The organism is Candidatus Margulisiibacteriota bacterium (assembly GCA_041658645.1).
In the GTDB taxonomy this organism is placed as follows: Bacteria; Margulisbacteria; WOR-1; order O2-12-FULL-45-9; family XYB2-FULL-48-7; genus JBAZZV01.
In genome coordinates, this window is the sequence record JBAZZV010000001.1 from 162,169 (window position 1) to 177,572 (window position 15,404).

Genomic DNA, 15,404 nt, shown 5'->3' on the forward strand with positions numbered 1-15,404 from the left:
ACATCCAACCTCAAACTTCAAACTTCAAAACAAATATTAAACATCAATGGCCAATTACCAAACGTTTTGGTGTTTGTTGTTTGATAGTTGCTATTTGTTTTGAGGTTGGGGGTTGGATGTTTGATGTTACCTCGTCGGCTCACGCCGTGGCGCTGGACCCGACGAGGTTGGGTCTGGGGGCGCGGATGATCGCGCTGGGACGGACGGCGGCCGCCGATCCGGGGAACATCAACTCGCTCTTCGTTAATCCGGCTAACGCGGCCTATTTGACGGAGTTCGGGGCGACCAGCATGTTTACCAGCCTGGCGGAGGATATCAATTACACTATGCTCGGCGCGGCGAAACCCCTGCCGCAAGGAACTTTGGGGATGGCCTACCTGGGGGCTTCTTCTCCCGGCTTCCTGCAGACGACTTATGAAGCGGGGCGGGTGAGCGGGACCGGGAACGCTTTCGATTTTTCGAGCAGTGTCATTAATTTCGCTTGGGGGAAAGAGCTCCGGGAAAAACTGGCGCTTGGCTTGGCGCTGAAGCTTTTCAATAAAGGGTTTAGCGGCATCGCTGGCGGGACCGGGAGCGGGTATGACCTTGATCTCGGTTTCCTCTGGCGGCCGCGGCCGCAATTGGCCGCCGGCCTGGCGCTGAAAAATATTCTCCCCGACAACATCAACTGGGGGACTAATACCAAAGAAGATCTCCCCTCCGCGTTCAAGGCCGGCCTGAATTTCCAGGCCAGGGATAATCTGTTGATCGCAGCTGATCTGGACGTCGGCGGCGGGGATCCGTTCACCCTCCACGGCGGCGTGGAATGGCTCCCCAAGCCGTGGTTGGCGGTGCGGGGAGGGATCGACCAGTTAGCGGCGAGCGCTACGGCCAGCAACACTAACCTGACTGCCGGGCTCGGATTCCTCTTCAAAGGGTTCAGCTTTGATTACGCTTATTATAATGACGCGGTCTTGTCGGCCAATACGGCCCATTACTTCAGCTTTTCTTACCTCCTGCCCGGAAAGATCAAACCAGCCGAAGTCGTGGCGCCGGCGCCTGTCCCGGCCAGCCCGAGCCAGGTCATTCCTCTCCCGGCCCAAACAATTCTGCCCCTCTCGAAGGCGTCCCCGGTCAAGAAGAAGCAGGCCCCCAAAAAGCCGGGAATAAAGAAGCTGGCCCCCAAAAAGCGCCGCTAAAGCACGATTTCTTAGGCGATTGCGATCACGCGGGCCTATACTTTTACTTTCGACTGAGATTTTATGTTTCCAGGGGGGCTTATTGAGGAGCGGGCAGGGGTGAGGAGCGTGGTTTCGCAAAAATAATAGCCTGCAATATCTTTGCTCTTTCATTGCCATCTGCTTTTGAAAACCGATAATAACTCCCGCGTGCAAGAGGCGCAAGGAAATTAAGACCAGCTAGGTCAGAGCGATCAAAATTGTCGCGAAACCCCGATAGAAGAGGGGATCACACTAGTGAAGTGGAAAGCGCTCCCCGGATTTAAAATTAAATTGGCATCGTTACTTTGTTTCCGATAAACAAATATTTGGCTATAGCTATTATCACAGTTAATTGGTTGTCCGACCATACTGGAATTGTAGGCTTCTATAGTAGTGATCTGGTAAGGTGAATCAGGCCCGCAATTCCATGACGGTTTTTGAAAAATATAGTGTTTCCCGTCCCTTTCTCCTAAATATATGGCGCCATGAAAGTATGTATTGGTGTGTTCTCTGGCGCTTTTAACGATATTGTTTAGAATTTGCATTGTCTTTTGCTTTTCTTCCGACGTTAAGGGCGGTTCGATGCCAATATTAAGATCGTCAGGTTTGCCATTAAATTTGGATTGTATTTCGCCTCTTATGTTAATATATCCAGCCGTTTTTAACGCTTCCCAAACTTGGCCGGCTCTGGCTTTTTCCTCCGGAGAAGCATGTATCCCGCGTTCTGGAAAGTCCGGAGTAAAATAGTACTTATTTATTGTTGGCATACCTGGGGGGGAGCCGAATAACAGGACGTCTCCCGGGATTAAACCTGCTGGAATGGGCCTTACGCCGGTTACAACTTTATCGCCCTGATTATTTTCTCTGGTCGTAAAAAGAGGGATACTATTTGGCCTAGTATGATAACCATTAGCTTCTAACCTTGGCAGGATCTTATTTTCGTCCTCAAATTCTTCTTCTCTTGGAGCAGAGCCTCTTATTCCCAATGTCCATAAAACGGTTTCAAAACAATTTTTTGGCAGGTCGCCGGAAATCGACTGGTAGCCCTCCTCATGATTTGGCTTATTGCTGCATCCATTGTTATAACCCGATGAGAGGAGCTTCATTATCCTTTCTTGGACATTTGTTCCAAGGCGATTTAATAGCTGTTCATGCCCGGTGCCGATCCTTGACGGATTTGCCTGTCCAGTTGTTGCGCGGTTTGAGGGAATAGGTCGATTTGGAGGCGCGGCACCTTCCCTGGCCTTTACATTAGTTGTTCCACCCATATGATATTTATCGTGCTGGTAAGCGAAAATCTTGCGGCTGGCGGGCCTGGGCCGTTCATTCCCCTTGACCAAAGGTTGACACTGCCGGGCTGTTTTGTTACAATAGTGAAACAATTCACAAATGAACGTATCTAATCGCATTATTGCCAGACTGTCGCTTTATTACCGCTGCCTGTACAATCTCGCCCAGCAGGGGACCTTCTCCATTGCCTCGAAGAACCTGGCGGCGCTGGTTGGCCTTAAGCCGGACCAGGTGAGAAAAGACCTCTCCTATTTCGGTAAATTCGGCAAGCCGCGCGTCGGTTACAACGTCCTGGATTTGAAAGGGGCTTTGGCCAGGATCCTTGGCTTAGAGCAGGGGCGGCGAGTGGCGATCGTCGGCATGGGAAACCTTGGCCAGGCGTTGGTCGGCTACAAAGGGTTTGAGGAGCTTGGTTTTAAGATCGTGGCGGCCTTCGATAACTCTCCCAATAAGATAGGGAAAAAATACCGAGGAAAGTATTGCTACAACATAGGCTCGCTGGCCACGGTCTGCCGCCAGGAAGGGGTAGAAATGGTCATCCTGACAGTGCCGACCGAAGCGGCGCAAAGCTTGGCCCAAGAGATCGCCAAGGCGGGGGTCAAGGCGATCCTTAATTTTGCCCCGGTCCAGTTGAGCGTTCCCAAAGGGGTCAAAGTCAATAATGTTGACCTGGCGAGCGAGCTGAAGAGCATGTCGTTCTTCGTTTACGGCCAGAAAAACCTGGCGCGTAAACATTGACAGACGGCGGCGAAATGCTCTAAAATGGGCTTGCCCAGTTAAATAGTGAAAGAATTCACAAATAGATGAAAACACAATTTATCAGCCAGGAAAAAGTCACGGATTTGGCCCGGCGCCTAGCCGGCAACGGGACGGTGGTCGGCCCGGTCGAATTTAGGGGGCAAAATATTCTGGCCGAGATCACGGCCGATAACGCCGGCCAATTGAACCTGGCCGGTTACCGGACGGTTGAACCGCTCAAATCATATCTTTTCCGGCTGATCGAGAAGGTCGGCCGTTATTTTGGGGGAGAGGAGGAAATACTAGGGACCGGGGTCTGGGTACTAGGGGCCAGGGGGTGTGATCTGGAGGCGCTCGACGTGCTCGACCGGGTCAACCTGGAAGGGGAGTTTTGTGATCCGCTCTACAAGGCGCGCCGCGCCCAGATCGGTTTTATCGGCGTCGATTGTACCGCTTGCGCCAAAACCTGTTTTTGCACCATGGTCGGCGGTCAGCCGTATCCGACCCGCAATTATGACCTCTCCTTGTCGCCGGTCGCCGGGGGCTATGTGGCTGAAGCGAGGACCGAGCGCGGAGAAGAGCTGGTCGTGGCCAACGCCACCCTTTTCCGCGCCGCGCGCGAAGAAGAACTCAATGAACACGCGGGGTCACGCCGGCGGATGGAATTGCGGCTGGAGCAGAACAATCTTGACCATAAACTTAGGTTGAACTTATCTGATATCCATAAAATTAATTTGGAAAACAAGGTCTGGAAAAAACTGACCAAAGATTGTGTCGAATGCAGCGCCTGCAACTTTATTTGCCCAACCTGTACCTGCTTTCTACTGATAGATAGCGAGGCCGGACCGACGACTGCCGACTATAGCCGGCATAAAGTCTGGGACGCTTGTCTGAAGAACGGCTACGCCCGGGTGGCGGGAGGCGCTAACTCGCGGCCGAAACTATACGAGCGGCTGCAGAACCGCTACCACTGCAAGTTCGACTACTCCTACGATCGCCTTGGGCGCTACACCTGCGTCGGCTGCGGCCGTTGTATCGACTCCTGCGCGGGTAATATCGATATGCGCCTCATTTTTAAAGAACTGGAGAGGCAGGCCCCCTTAACGGCCAAACTGGTATGAACTGCAAAAATAACATTTACCGGCCAATAAAAGCGAAGACCGAGCAGGTTATCACGGAAACGCCGAATATCAAAACATTCGTTTTCCGGCCGGAAGAGCCGCTCGCCTTTTTACCGGGCCAATTTATGCTGGTCACGGTGCCGGGGGTGGGCGAGTGCGCTTTTACCCCGTCTTCGGACTATAAGAAAGCCGCCACGCTCGAATTCACCATTATGAGGTCCGGGTCGGTCACCAGCCTGATCCACCAGTTAAAAGAGGGGGACGCGGTCGGTCTGCGCGGCCCGTACGGAAAGCCGTACCCGTTGCAGGACTATCATGGCAAGGAGATCTATGTGGTTGGCGGCGGCGTCGGGTTGGCTCCGCTCCGGGCACTCCTTTATGGCTTAAACCACGAGATCGACCACCTGAAAAAAGTTGAGGTCCGCTTTGGCTCACGCTCGCCGCAAGATATCTGCTACCGGGAAGATTTACCGAACTGGCAGAAGAGAAAAAAAACCAACCTGGTCATTTCGGTCGATACGGCAGCTACGGGCTGGACCGGCAACGTCGGCCTAGTGACGACGATCCTCAAGGATGGCGATGTTGACGTCAAAAACGCGGTGGCGGTCGTCTGCGGCCCGCCGATCATGATGAAATTCGTCAACCGGCGGCTGCTCGACATGGGCTTTGCCCCGAAAGATATCTACCTTTCGATGGAAAAGAACATGAGCTGCGGAGTGGGCAAGTGCTTCCGCTGCAATCTCGGCAAGTATTTTGTCTGCAAGGATGGCCCAGTGTTCACCTGGGAGCAGATCAAGGACATACCGGAACCATGGTAACAACAACTTCAAACTTCTCCGCCAAAGGCGGATCCGCCTCCGGCGGAAAACCTCAAACTTCAAAATCGATGTGTTTGTTTTGCTCGCTGGGGTGCGGGACGGCGTTCCGGATGAGGGGGGAAGAGGCGATCGCGATCGATTACGACAGCGAAAACCCGATCAATCTGGGGGCGCTCTGCCCGCGGGGGCACTACAACCTGGAATATCTCAACCACCCACAGCGCTTAACCGCGCCGCGGCTGGGCCCCCGGCCGGTCAGCTGGGAAGAGGCGGCTAACTTCATTAAACAAGAACTGAACATTTTCGCCAAAGACGAATTTGGCATCCTGGTCTCCTGCCTGACCAGCAACGAAGACACGGCGGCGATCGCAAATTTAGCTAAAACACTCGGAATCAGAAATGTCCTTTCGGCCGGGTCGGCCGCCGATCTGGAAGCATATGAAGGTTTTAAGTGGGAAGTTCCTGGCGCCGAACTGGCGACGCTGGAGGATATCGAAACAGCCGACGCCCTGCTGATCGTCGGCGACCTGCTGACCCGGACGCCGGTCCTTTCGAAACGGGTCAACCAGGTCAAATACGGCAAACGAGGGAACAAGATCATTGTCATCGACCCGAATCGGACGCATACTGCCTGGTTCGCGACCGATCACCTGGCCTGCCGGCCGGGAACGGAAGCGGTCGTTCTGGCGGCGTTGAGCGGCGACCTGCCAGTTGCCGAAGCGGCCGAGGTCACCGGTTTGCCGGCCAACCGGCTGACCGCGGCGGCGAATGACTTTAAGGCGGCGGCCAAAGGGACGGTCCTCTATGTGCCGCAAGAGGGGGCGCAGCGCCACGACCTAGGAGTCTATTGCGCCAAAAAGATCGCGGCCGCTTCACCTAATAAGAAATATATCGTTCTCTACCAGTTCGGCAACACGCTTGGGGTGAACACGATCATTGACCGGGAGGCGCCGGAACACCCGACTTATCACGACTTGCTGGCCAAGATCGAACGGAACGAGGTCAAAGCGCTCCTGATGTTCGGGGAAGATATCTCGTCCGGCCATCCGGAACTGCAGAAAAAGTTCCGGATGCTGAAGTTCGTCGCTTTTAGCGGCCATTTCGAAAGCGAATCGCCGGCGATCTACGATACCAGCGTCCTCCTGCCGCAAGCGACCCAGATGGAAGCGGCGGGGAGTTACCGGTTGGCCGATGGGCGACTGGAAAAATTGGCGCCGGTCGCCGCCCCGGCTGGGGAGAGGACCTGCGCCGAGATCTGCCGGATGATCGGCGGTAATTTGGTTGGCGGGCCCGCAGCGCCGGAGCTCGTGAGCAAAAAGAAAGAGCCGGCGGAGATCGTCGCCGGTTTGAAAGCGATCGAACCGTTGGCCGCGATGCCGCTCGAACCGATCACCCATTTCGGCAATGACCATCTGGTCAAGAACTTTTTCTGGTACAGGGTGAACAATGGCTAAACGGGTTTATCTGAATTTGGACCTCTGTTGCGGCTGCCGGAGCTGTGCTGCGGCCTGCGCTTACGGGCACCATTTGCAGTCGCTCCTGGGCCATTCACGGTTAAAAAACGATGCCGAGCTGCCCCTCCACTGCCTCCATTGCGACCAGCCGGCCTGCGCCGCGGCCTGTCCGAACGAGGCGATGAAAAAAATGGACGATGGGACCGTCCTGCGCAGTCAATTTAAGTGTGTCGGCTGCCGGAGCTGTGCCGTCGCCTGCCCGTTCGGCGTGATCCAGACAACGCTGGAAAAACACCTGACCCCAAAATGCGATCTCTGCCTCGACCGCCTGGCGGAAGGGGAGCGCCCGCGCTGCGTGGCAACCTGCACTTCCGGGGCGTTGTCATTCGTGGAAGCGGACGAACAGGTCGTCGACGAGCAAAAAAACCTGACATCGGTTAGAATGTTGTCTAACTTCATCGGTAGGAGGAGATAAAATGGCTAAAGTTGACGAACATATGGATAATGCCTGCAGTTGTTTGCGGGAAGGGAAGATGCGGGAAGCGATCAACCAGTACAAGGAGGCGCTGAAGCTCGACCCGGAGAACGCCATCGCCCACAAAAGCCTGGGGAGTATCTATTACCGCCTGACCATGCTCGACGAATCGATCGCCGAGTTCCAGCTGGCCGTCAAACACCACCCGCTCTACGCCGATGCTTATTACGAGCTCGGGGTTTCGCTCTACCGGCGGGGGGTCTTCCAGGCCTCGATCGATGCCTTCAAAAAGGCGGTCGAGATCAACCCGAATTTCCATATTGCCCGTTACTGGCTAGGCCTGTCTTACTATTATATAGGTAAGCTGCAGCAGGCGATCGAGTACTTCAAGCAAGTGTTGGAGAAAGAGCCGCACGTCGTGGTTGCCCGCTACCACATTGGCGTGGCCTATTCGCGGCAGGGTAAATTCGACGCGGCGATCGCCGAGTTCGAGTCTTTCCTCAAGGACGTCCCCGACAGTTCGGCCGGCTACTATAACCTGGGCCGGAACTACTACAACAAGGGGGAATTGGATAAAGCGATCGCCGCTTTTGCCCGGGCGGTCGAGATCGACCCCGAAGATGACCGGTCGCGCAAGAATTTAATGACCCTCGAGGAGTTGAAGAACAAGTTTTTCTAAGCCGATGCTAAAACTTTTGCTGGCAACTTTAATAATGCCCGGGTTTCTCTTCACCGCAGTGATGGGGCTGCTGGCGACCTGGGTTGACCGAAAAGTGACCGCCCGGCTGCAATACCGGGTCGGGCCACCCTGGTTCCAACCTTTTGCTGATGTGGCCAAACTGCTGGGGAAAGAGACGATGGTCCCGGAAGGGGCCTCCCGGCTGGTCTTTCTCGGTGCGCCGCTCCTCGGCCTGGCGGCTGTTACTTTCGTTGGCACGATGCTCTGGACGCTGAACGTTGACCGTTCGGCCAGCTTTGTCGGTGACTTGATCGTCCTCATCTATTTACTGACCCTGCCGTCGCTGGCGGTGATCATCGGGGCCTCGGCCTCGCGCAATCCACTGGCGGCGCTCGGGGCTAGCCGCGAGATGAAGCTGATCCTGGCTTACGAACTCTCCTTTATTCTGGCGGTCTTTACTGTTGTCCTGAAAACGGGGACCCTGTTGATCGGCGGGATCGTCAATTACCAGGCGGTCCACGGCCTGACGATCACCTCTCTCTCCGGAGCGATCGCTTTCCTGGTCGCTCTCCTGGTCATCCAGGCCAAACTAGGAGCGGTCCCGTTCGACATCCCGGAAGCGGAACAGGAGCTCGCCGGTGGGGCCTTCATTGAATATTCCGGTCCGGCGCTGGCCGTTTTCCGCCTGACCCGGGCGATGCTTTACTTTATCCTGCCAAGTTTATTGGTCACGCTCTTTCTCGGCGGGATCGATGTCTGGTTCATCGTCAAATATATAGCCGTCCTGACCCTGGTCATCCTGATCAAGAACACTAATCCGCGTTTGCGGATCGACCAGGCGATCCGGTTCTTTTGGGGACCGGTGACCGTGGTGGCCATGATCGGGTTTGCCCTGGCTTTGGCCGGTTGGTAATTAATATGTTAAAAAAGATATTTAACTGGGGGCTTAAGAAGTCGCTCTTCGTTTATCATGCGGGAGCGTCGGCCTGCAATAATTGTGACATCGAGATCATCGATCTCCTGGCGCCGCGCCATGACGTGGAGCGGTTCGGGATCGTCCTGGTCTGCTCGCCGCGCCATGCCGATGTCTTGCTGGTGACCGGGGTAGCCAACCGGCAAACGGCGCCGCGGCTGAAGCGGCTGTATGAGGAAGTGCCGAAACCTAAACTGGTGATCGCCATCGGTTCCTGCGCCTGCTCGGCGCATATGTTCCGCGACAGCTACAATTACAACCAACCGATCGACCAAGTGATCCCGGTCGATGTCTACTTGCCCGGTTGCCCGCCGAAGCCGGAGGCGATGATCAACGCGGTCCTGAAAGCGCTGGAGAAAGTACGATGATCGAAAAATTACAAGAACAATTCGGGAATAAGATCGGCGAGGTCTGGGTGAAGAACTCGCGCCGGACCTTTGTCTCGGTGATCAGTGAGAATATCCCTGAAATACTCGGTTACATGTGCCTTGACCTGGGCGGACGCTTCTCTACGGCGACCGCTCTCGACAACCGGGCGAGCATCGAGATCCTCTATCACGTCGCGTTCGATAAATTATCGCTCGTGATCACTCTCCGGACCTTTATTGCCAAACCGGAATGCGTCATCCCGACTTCCGCCTTGCTCGTGCCGGCGACCGAATGGGTCGAGCGCGAGATCCACGAGATGTTCGGAGTCAACTTTATCGGCCACCCGCAGTTAGAAACCCTCCTCCTGCCGGACGACTGGCCACAGGGGGTTTTTCCGCTCCGCAAAAAGACCTTTGAGTCAGAGGCCGAAAATGAAATGAGGGAGAATTAATATGTAGCGGCGACCTTTAGGTCGCCAAAAAATGGCGGTCTAAAGACCGCCGCTACTTTTTTAAACATGAACAGAAAACAGGCATTTATACCGATCGGCCCGTACCATCCTCTTCTGGAAGAGCCGGAGTTCTTTAAGTTCTACGTCGAGGGGGAGAAGATCGTCGACGCCGAAGTGCGGATCGGCTACAACCACCGCGGGATCGAGAAACTGGCCGAGAGCAAGACTTTTGACCAGGATGTCTTCCTGGTCGAGCGGATCTGCGGCATCTGTTCGACCTCGCACCCATTTGCCATGGTCCAGGCGGCGGAAGATATCTCGGGAATTATTGTTCCCGAACGGGCGCGCTACATCCGGACGATCATCGGCGATTTGGAACGGATCCATAGCCACCTGCTCTGGGTCGGGCTGGCGGGTCACTTTATCGGCTACAACACCGTTTTCATGTGGGCCTGGAAATACCGCGAACCGGTCCTCGACATATTCGAGAAGATCTCCGGGAACCGGAACCATTACGGGATGTTCAAGGTCGGCGGCGTGCGGCGCGATATCAATGACGGCGACATTCCCTCGCTGATCACGGCGATCGACGGCGTGGAAAAATTCTGCGCCATGCTGGTCAAAGCGGTCATGGACGACCCGGCGATCCAGGCGCGGACCAAAAATGTCGGCGTGCTGAAGCGGCAGGACGCGGTTGCCATGGGGGTCGTCGGCCCGGTGGCGCGCGCGTCAGGCGTTAACTTTGATATTCGCAAACAGCACCCCTATGCCGCCTATGACCTGGTCAACTTTGAAATGATCGTCCTCCAGGACGGCGACATCTTTGCCAAGACCGCGGTCCGGCTCCTCGAGACCATTGAATCGGTCAAGATCATCCGCCAGTGCTTGAAGCAGTTGCGGCCCGGTCCGATCGAGGCCGACGTCCGCGAGATCGGGGTGGGCGAGGGGATCGGCCAGCATGAGGCCCCGCGCGGCGAAGTCATTCACTACTTCCGCAGTAACGGGAGCAATTATCCCGAACGCCACAAGATTCGCGCCCCCTCCTTCATGAACGTTCCCTCTTTCAAGAAAACAGTCATCGGCGAACATATTGCCGACGCTGCCCTGATCACCGCGGCGGTCGACCCTTGCTACTGCTGTACCGAACGGATGGCGGTCGTCGACCCCGAAACGGATAAGATTTTAATGACCGGTGAAGAATTAGTCCGAATGTCCCAGGCCAGAATGGCCGAGTTCAAACAACGATGAATATATTATTGATAGCCGTAATAGCCCCTTTCGCGGCAGCGTTGCTCTGCCTGCTCTTCCGGCGGCTGGCCGGAGCGGTCGCTTTGCTGGCGATGCTGGCCGAGATTACCCTGGCGCTCCAGATCTTTGCCGGCGGCCGGTTGTTCAGCCCGTTTCTCGCCTTGCAAACGACCCCCCTGGCCACGGCGGTTTTCCTGGCGGCGGCCCTCATTGGCTTGTTGATCGTCATTTATTCCCTGAAGGCGCTCCCCGGGCTGGCCCGGATCGGCGAATATTACGCTTATCTCTTGATAACCATCGGGGCGGCCGCCGGCGCCTTCTTTGCCGGAGACTTCTTTACCCTCCTCTTTTTCTGGGGAGTGGTTGCGGTCGCTCTCTATCTGTTAGTCGGCATCGGCGGCGACAAGGCAACAGCCGCGGCAAAGAAAAGTTTAATTATTGTCGGCGGAGCCGATGCCCTGATGGTCCTCGGGACCGGCCTGGTCTGGCTGTTGACCAGATCGATCGCCATCGGCCCGACCCACCTGCCGCTTAATAATCCCTTAACGATCATCGCCTTCCTGGCGCTGGCCGCCGGCGCGTTTGCCAAGGCGGGGGTGATGCCGTTCCACGGCTGGATACCGGATTCAGCCGAAGTGGCGCCGGCTCCGGTCATGGCCTTACTGCCGGCCTCGCTGGATAAACTCCTCGGCATCTATCTTTTGGCCAGATTGAGTTTAGACGTTTTCCTGATCGAACCTGGTTCGGTTGTTTCGACCTTTCTTTTGGCGATCGGTTCCGTGACGATCCTGGCCGCTGTTCTAGGCGCTTTGGTCCAACATGATTTCCGAAAACTACTCGCCTTCCACGCCGTCTCCCAGGTCGGCTATATGGTCATGGGGATCGGGACCGGCCTGCCGATCGGGGTTGCCGGCGGGTTGTTCCATATGTTCAACAATGCCATTTACAAATCATGCCTCTTTCTCTGCGGCGGTTCGGTCGAGAAACAAGCTGGGACTACCGATCTCGCTAAATTAGGCGGCTTGGCCAAATTCATGCCGCTTACTTTTACCGCCTTCCTGGTGGCCGCTTTGTCCATCTCCGGGGTCCCGCCCTTTAACGGATTCGTCTCCAAATGGATGATCTACCAGTCGCTGGTCGAGTTGGGACGTTACGGGAACAACTGGTGGATAGTCTGGCTGGCGGCGGCGATGTTCGGTTCCGCTTTTACCCTGGCGAGCTTCATGAAACTGCTGCACGCGATCTTCCTCGGACAGTGGACCGAGAACACGACCAAAGCCAAAGAAGTGGAATGGCCGATGTGGTTGCCAACGATCATCCTGGTGGCGCTCTGCTTGCTCTTCGGGCTATTTGCTTTTAGTTTGCCGCTTAAATTTCTTGTCCTGCCGACGGTTGGGACGATTAGCCTGACCGGCTGGTGGCAGCCGGGTCTGGCGACGGTCATGTTACTGCTTGGCCTGGTGGTCGGCTTGTTCTTTTATCTGATCGGCAAAGTGGGGGCGGTGACGACCCGGCCCCCCTTTATCGGTGGCGAACTCCTGGCCGAAGAAGAGATTAGGGTTTCCGGCGTCGATTTTTACGATTCGGTCCAGGAATGGGGGCCGCTTAACGCGATCTATAAGATCGCTGATCGGCGAAATTTTGACCTTTATGCGCTCGGGTCCAGAGGGGCCTTGGCTTTGTCCGGCCTGCTCAGTTGGCTGCACAACGGACTGCTGCACACGTACCTGGCCTGGATGTTATTGGGGATGATGATCATCCTGTTCCTGTTAATGAGGTAAATAATGATTGAACTGTATTTATTAATGGGTTTTATTCTTATGGCCGCGGTCGTAGCGGTCGAAAGCCATGACCTGCTTTCCGCGGTCGTCTCGGTTGAAGCGGTCGGGCTCGGTTTGTGTATCATCTTCTTGCTGCTCGGGGCACCGGAGCTGGCGATCACCCAGCTGGTCGTGGAGATCCTGGCCCTGATCGTGCTGATCCGCGCCACGCTGGCCAAGTCGGTGCCGGAAACTTACCGGGGGCGGGAACGGTTGGCCTACGGCATGGTAACCTGTTTTATCCTGGCGCTGGCCGGGGTGGCTTATTTTGCTCTGCGCCAGCTGCCTGCTTTTGGCGCGCCGCAGCTGCGGGTCGCCCAGAATTACCTTGATCTCGGCCTGCAGCAAACCGGCGCGACCAACCTGATCGCGGCGGTCGCCCTTAATTTTCGGGGTTTTGATTCGCTCGGCGCGGTCGCGGCCATGTTTACAGCAGTGATCGGCGCGCTGGTAATTTTACGGGGTCGGGGGAGGAAAGAAACAAATGAACGGGATGAGCTTGATAGTTAAGACGGTCACCCGGGTGACCGTCGGCGTGATCTTTGTTTTTGGCGCTTATATTGCCGCCCACGGCCATTTGACGCTGGGCGGCGGGATCGCCGGTGGCGTGATTGTTGCCCTGGCCTACATTCTTTATGTTCTGGCCTACGGACGGACGGAGGCCGAGGAACGCCTGAGCCGGCAAAGGGCCCTGGCGATCATGACGCTAGGCGCGCTTCTTTTCCTGGCTCTGGCACTGGCCGGCTACCGCCAGGGATACTTTATGGGAAATTTCCTGCCGACCGGAGAGCCGGGGAAATTATTGAGCGCCGGGGTGATACCGTTCTTCAACCTGGCGATCATGCTGTTCTTGGGTGCCGGGCTGTTCGTGGTCTTCCTGACCTTTATTGCTTTCCGGGTCGAGGTCAAGCCGGAACCAGGCGAGGAAATCGAGGTAGGCAACAAATGATCATTTATCTGGCTTGTATCGCGCTCCTCTTGATCGGTATTTACTGCGTTGCCGTCAAGAAAAATTTGATCAAGATCATCATCGGTCTGGTCATCATGGAATACGCCGTTAATCTTTTTCTGGTCGTGCTCGGTTACCGCCGTTGCGGAGTGGACCCGATCGTCTTGCCGGGGATGGCGGCCAAGGTCTGCGTTGACCCGATGCTACAGGCGATGGCGTTGTCGGTGATCATGATCGGACTGGCGACCACGCTGCTCCTGGTGGCGATCGCCATGCGTATTTATGAACGATTCGGCACGTTCGATATTACCAAGATAAGGAATTTAAAAGGATGATCAACCTGCTGCCGTTATTCATCGCGGTCCCGATCGGCGCGGCTTTCTTGCTGCCGCTGCTGGCCAGGGTCAGCCGACGGGCACCCGACCTGGTCGCGAACCTGGTGACCATTTTCCTTTTAGTGATGACGCTCGGGATCTATTACTTCCGGCCGTTCAATACGGTCCTTAACTACCGGCTGGGCGGCTGGCTGCCGCCGATCGGGATCAACCTGGTCCTGGACGGTTTGAGCCACTTGCTCCTGCTGGTGATCAGTCTGGTCGCCGGCCTGGTCACCTTCTATTCGATCGCTTATATGGAGAAATATACGGGCAAGGCGCGCTATTACACCCTCTTTTTACTGATGATCGCCGGGATGAACGGCGCGGTCCTGACCGGTGACCTGTTCAACCTCTTTATCTTTCTAGAGCTTGCGGCGATCGCTTCTTGCGCCCTGGTCGCTTTTGGCACGGGAGCGGAAGAAATGGAAGCAGCTTTCAAGTATTTGATCATGGGTACGGTCGCTTCGGTCCTGATCCTGTTCGGTATCGCCCTGACCTACAGCCTGACCGGCACGTTGAACATGGCGGAGGTGGCGCGCTTGTTCCCGGCCAATGCCAACCACGCCAAGAATTTGATCATGGCGCTTTTCCTGGCGGGCTTTGCCACCAAGGCGGCATTGATGCCGTTCCATGCCTGGCTGCCCGACGCTCACCCGGTCGCCCCGGCGCCGGTCTCCGCGACCCTGTCCGGCGTTTTAATCAAAGCGCTCGGCGTTTACGCGATCATCCGGGTGTTCTATAACGTCCTGGGGATGAGCCCGCCGGTCGCTCTTATCCTGATGCTGCTGGGGGCGGCTTCGATCCTGGGCGGTTCTTTCCTGGCGCTTGGCCAACGGGACTTGAAACGAATGCTGGCCTATTCCAGCATTGCCCAAGTCGGTTATATTGTTCTGGGCGTTAGCCTGGGGACCCCGCTGGGGATCATGGGGGGGCTCTTTCACCTGTTCAATCACGCGATCTTCAAGCCGCTGCTGTTCCTCAACGCCGGCGCGGTAGAATACGCGACCGGGACCAGACAACTGAATGAGTTGGGCGGGTTAGGGCGTAAAATGCCGGTCACGGCGAACACTTCACTGATCGCCTCACTGGCCATTTCCGGCCTCCCGCCGTTCAACGGTTTTTGGAGCAAGCTTTTTATCATTATTGCCTGTGTCCAGGCCGGCCAATTGTGGTTCGCGCTGGTGGCGATCATCGGCAGCATCATGACGCTGGCCTATGTATTGAAAGCGCAACGGGACGTTTTCCTTGGGCCGCTACCAGCGGACCTCAAAGCGGTCAGGGAAGCTCCCTGGATCATGGGGACGACTGCGGTCGTCATGGCGTTGCTTTGTTTGGCGGTTGGGCTGGCTTTTCCGTATGTGATCGCCCTGGTTATTAATCCGGCAGTAGTGGCCGTCGCCAACGGCGTCGGTTACGGCCGGATGATCATGGGAGGGCCCTAAG

General features: G+C 56.1%; 17 protein-coding genes. 16 read left to right on the forward strand and 1 reads right to left on the reverse strand.

The window, feature by feature from the left end; genetic code table 11:
- Nucleotides 1-116 precede the first annotated feature (116 nt).
- Nucleotides 117-1,178, forward strand: coding sequence for a hypothetical protein (locus WC903_00840; protein ID MFA5892502.1), 1,062 nt, complete (start codon nucleotides 117-119; stop codon nucleotides 1,176-1,178).
- Between the two features lie 233 nt (nucleotides 1,179-1,411).
- Here the strand turns inward: WC903_00840 and WC903_00845 are convergent, their stop codons facing one another.
- Nucleotides 1,412-2,467 carry a hypothetical protein gene (locus WC903_00845; protein ID MFA5892503.1) on the reverse strand — a complete coding sequence of 352 codons (1,056 nt, stop codon included), beginning with the start codon at nucleotides 2,465-2,467 and terminating at the stop codon, nucleotides 1,412-1,414.
- Nucleotides 2,468-2,588: 121 nt separating this feature from the next.
- Here WC903_00845 and WC903_00850 point away from each other — a divergent pair, with 121 nt between their 5' ends.
- The 15 genes from WC903_00850 (at nucleotide 2,589) to WC903_00920 (ending at nucleotide 15,403) form a co-directional block, all read left to right on the forward strand.
- On the forward strand, nucleotides 2,589-3,227 hold the full coding sequence (locus tag WC903_00850) for a redox-sensing transcriptional repressor Rex (protein MFA5892504.1): 639 nt from the start codon (nucleotides 2,589-2,591) through the stop codon (nucleotides 3,225-3,227).
- Between the two features lie 65 nt (nucleotides 3,228-3,292).
- Nucleotides 3,293-4,348: a 4Fe-4S dicluster domain-containing protein gene (locus WC903_00855; protein MFA5892505.1), complete on the forward strand. Its 1,056-nt coding sequence runs from the start codon at nucleotides 3,293-3,295 to the stop codon at nucleotides 4,346-4,348.
- Nucleotides 4,345-5,166: an FAD/NAD(P)-binding protein gene (locus WC903_00860; protein ID MFA5892506.1), complete on the forward strand. Its 822-nt coding sequence runs from the start codon at nucleotides 4,345-4,347 to the stop codon at nucleotides 5,164-5,166. The genes WC903_00855 and WC903_00860 overlap by 4 nt, the downstream gene beginning before the upstream one ends.
- Nucleotides 5,160-6,620, forward strand: coding sequence for a molybdopterin-dependent oxidoreductase (locus WC903_00865; GenBank protein ID MFA5892507.1), 1,461 nt, complete (start codon nucleotides 5,160-5,162; stop codon nucleotides 6,618-6,620). The genes WC903_00860 and WC903_00865 overlap by 7 nt, the downstream gene beginning before the upstream one ends.
- The gene (locus tag WC903_00870) at nucleotides 6,613-7,095 is read left to right on the forward strand and encodes a 4Fe-4S dicluster domain-containing protein (protein MFA5892508.1); all 483 of its coding nucleotides are present in this window, start codon (nucleotides 6,613-6,615) and stop codon (nucleotides 7,093-7,095) included. Before WC903_00865 ends, WC903_00870 begins: the two co-directional genes overlap by 8 nt.
- Nucleotide 7,096: 1 nt before the next feature.
- A complete protein-coding gene (locus tag WC903_00875) occupies nucleotides 7,097-7,774 on the forward strand; it encodes a tetratricopeptide repeat protein (GenBank protein ID MFA5892509.1) in 678 nt (225 codons plus the stop codon).
- A 4-nt stretch (nucleotides 7,775-7,778) separates the two neighbouring features.
- Nucleotides 7,779-8,687, forward strand: coding sequence for a complex I subunit 1 family protein (locus WC903_00880; GenBank protein ID MFA5892510.1), 909 nt, complete (start codon nucleotides 7,779-7,781; stop codon nucleotides 8,685-8,687).
- Between the two features lie 5 nt (nucleotides 8,688-8,692).
- The gene (nuoB, locus tag WC903_00885) at nucleotides 8,693-9,115 is read left to right on the forward strand and encodes an NADH-quinone oxidoreductase subunit NuoB (protein ID MFA5892511.1); all 423 of its coding nucleotides are present in this window, start codon (nucleotides 8,693-8,695) and stop codon (nucleotides 9,113-9,115) included.
- Nucleotides 9,112-9,567 carry an NADH-quinone oxidoreductase subunit C gene (locus WC903_00890; protein ID MFA5892512.1) on the forward strand — a complete coding sequence of 152 codons (456 nt, stop codon included), beginning with the start codon at nucleotides 9,112-9,114 and terminating at the stop codon, nucleotides 9,565-9,567. The genes nuoB and WC903_00890 overlap by 4 nt, the downstream gene beginning before the upstream one ends.
- 66 nt (nucleotides 9,568-9,633) lie before the next feature.
- Nucleotides 9,634-10,815, forward strand: a complete 1,182-nt coding sequence (locus tag WC903_00895) for a nickel-dependent hydrogenase large subunit (GenBank protein ID MFA5892513.1) — start codon at nucleotides 9,634-9,636, stop codon at nucleotides 10,813-10,815.
- Nucleotides 10,816-10,823: 8 nt separating this feature from the next.
- Nucleotides 10,824-12,596: a proton-conducting transporter membrane subunit gene (locus tag WC903_00900; GenBank protein ID MFA5892514.1), complete on the forward strand. Its 1,773-nt coding sequence runs from the start codon at nucleotides 10,824-10,826 to the stop codon at nucleotides 12,594-12,596.
- A 3-nt stretch (nucleotides 12,597-12,599) separates the two neighbouring features.
- Complete coding sequence (locus WC903_00905; GenBank protein MFA5892515.1) at nucleotides 12,600-13,145, forward strand: hydrogenase subunit MbhD domain-containing protein; 546 nt, start codon at nucleotides 12,600-12,602, stop codon at nucleotides 13,143-13,145.
- On the forward strand, nucleotides 13,120-13,584 hold the full coding sequence (locus WC903_00910) for an MnhB domain-containing protein (protein MFA5892516.1): 465 nt from the start codon (nucleotides 13,120-13,122) through the stop codon (nucleotides 13,582-13,584). Before WC903_00905 ends, WC903_00910 begins: the two co-directional genes overlap by 26 nt.
- Nucleotides 13,581-13,919, forward strand: coding sequence for an NADH-quinone oxidoreductase subunit K (locus WC903_00915; protein ID MFA5892517.1), 339 nt, complete (start codon nucleotides 13,581-13,583; stop codon nucleotides 13,917-13,919). The genes WC903_00910 and WC903_00915 overlap by 4 nt, the downstream gene beginning before the upstream one ends.
- Nucleotides 13,916-15,403, forward strand: coding sequence for a monovalent cation/H+ antiporter subunit D family protein (locus tag WC903_00920; GenBank protein MFA5892518.1), 1,488 nt, complete (start codon nucleotides 13,916-13,918; stop codon nucleotides 15,401-15,403). Before WC903_00915 ends, WC903_00920 begins: the two co-directional genes overlap by 4 nt.
- Nucleotide 15,404 lies beyond the last annotated feature (1 nt).

Bases quoted from the DNA above. Each gene is read 5' to 3' on its own strand.
- WC903_00915 (MFA5892517.1), top strand. From the start codon at position 13,581: ATGATCATTTATCTGGCTTGTATCGCGCTCCTCTTGATCGGTATTTAC.
- nuoB (MFA5892511.1), top strand. From the start codon at position 8,693: ATGTTAAAAAAGATATTTAACTGGGGGCTTAAGAAGTCGCTCTTCGTT.
- WC903_00865 (MFA5892507.1), top strand. From the start codon at position 5,160: ATGGTAACAACAACTTCAAACTTCTCCGCCAAAGGCGGATCCGCCTCC.
- WC903_00910 (MFA5892516.1), top strand. From the start codon at position 13,120: ATGAACGGGATGAGCTTGATAGTTAAGACGGTCACCCGGGTGACCGTC.
- WC903_00905 (MFA5892515.1), top strand. From the start codon at position 12,600: ATGATTGAACTGTATTTATTAATGGGTTTTATTCTTATGGCCGCGGTC.
- WC903_00890 (MFA5892512.1), top strand. From the start codon at position 9,112: ATGATCGAAAAATTACAAGAACAATTCGGGAATAAGATCGGCGAGGTC.
- WC903_00845 (MFA5892503.1), bottom strand. From the start codon at position 2,467: ATGGGTGGAACAACTAATGTAAAGGCCAGGGAAGGTGCCGCGCCTCCA.
- WC903_00840 (MFA5892502.1), top strand. From the start codon at position 117: ATGTTTGATGTTACCTCGTCGGCTCACGCCGTGGCGCTGGACCCGACG.
- WC903_00850 (MFA5892504.1), top strand. From the start codon at position 2,589: ATGAACGTATCTAATCGCATTATTGCCAGACTGTCGCTTTATTACCGC.
- WC903_00875 (MFA5892509.1), top strand. From the start codon at position 7,097: ATGGCTAAAGTTGACGAACATATGGATAATGCCTGCAGTTGTTTGCGG.
- WC903_00895 (MFA5892513.1), top strand. From the start codon at position 9,634: ATGAACAGAAAACAGGCATTTATACCGATCGGCCCGTACCATCCTCTT.
- WC903_00870 (MFA5892508.1), top strand. From the start codon at position 6,613: ATGGCTAAACGGGTTTATCTGAATTTGGACCTCTGTTGCGGCTGCCGG.
- WC903_00860 (MFA5892506.1), top strand. From the start codon at position 4,345: ATGAACTGCAAAAATAACATTTACCGGCCAATAAAAGCGAAGACCGAG.
- WC903_00855 (MFA5892505.1), top strand. From the start codon at position 3,293: ATGAAAACACAATTTATCAGCCAGGAAAAAGTCACGGATTTGGCCCGG.
- WC903_00920 (MFA5892518.1), top strand. From the start codon at position 13,916: ATGATCAACCTGCTGCCGTTATTCATCGCGGTCCCGATCGGCGCGGCT.
- WC903_00880 (MFA5892510.1), top strand. From the start codon at position 7,779: ATGCTAAAACTTTTGCTGGCAACTTTAATAATGCCCGGGTTTCTCTTC.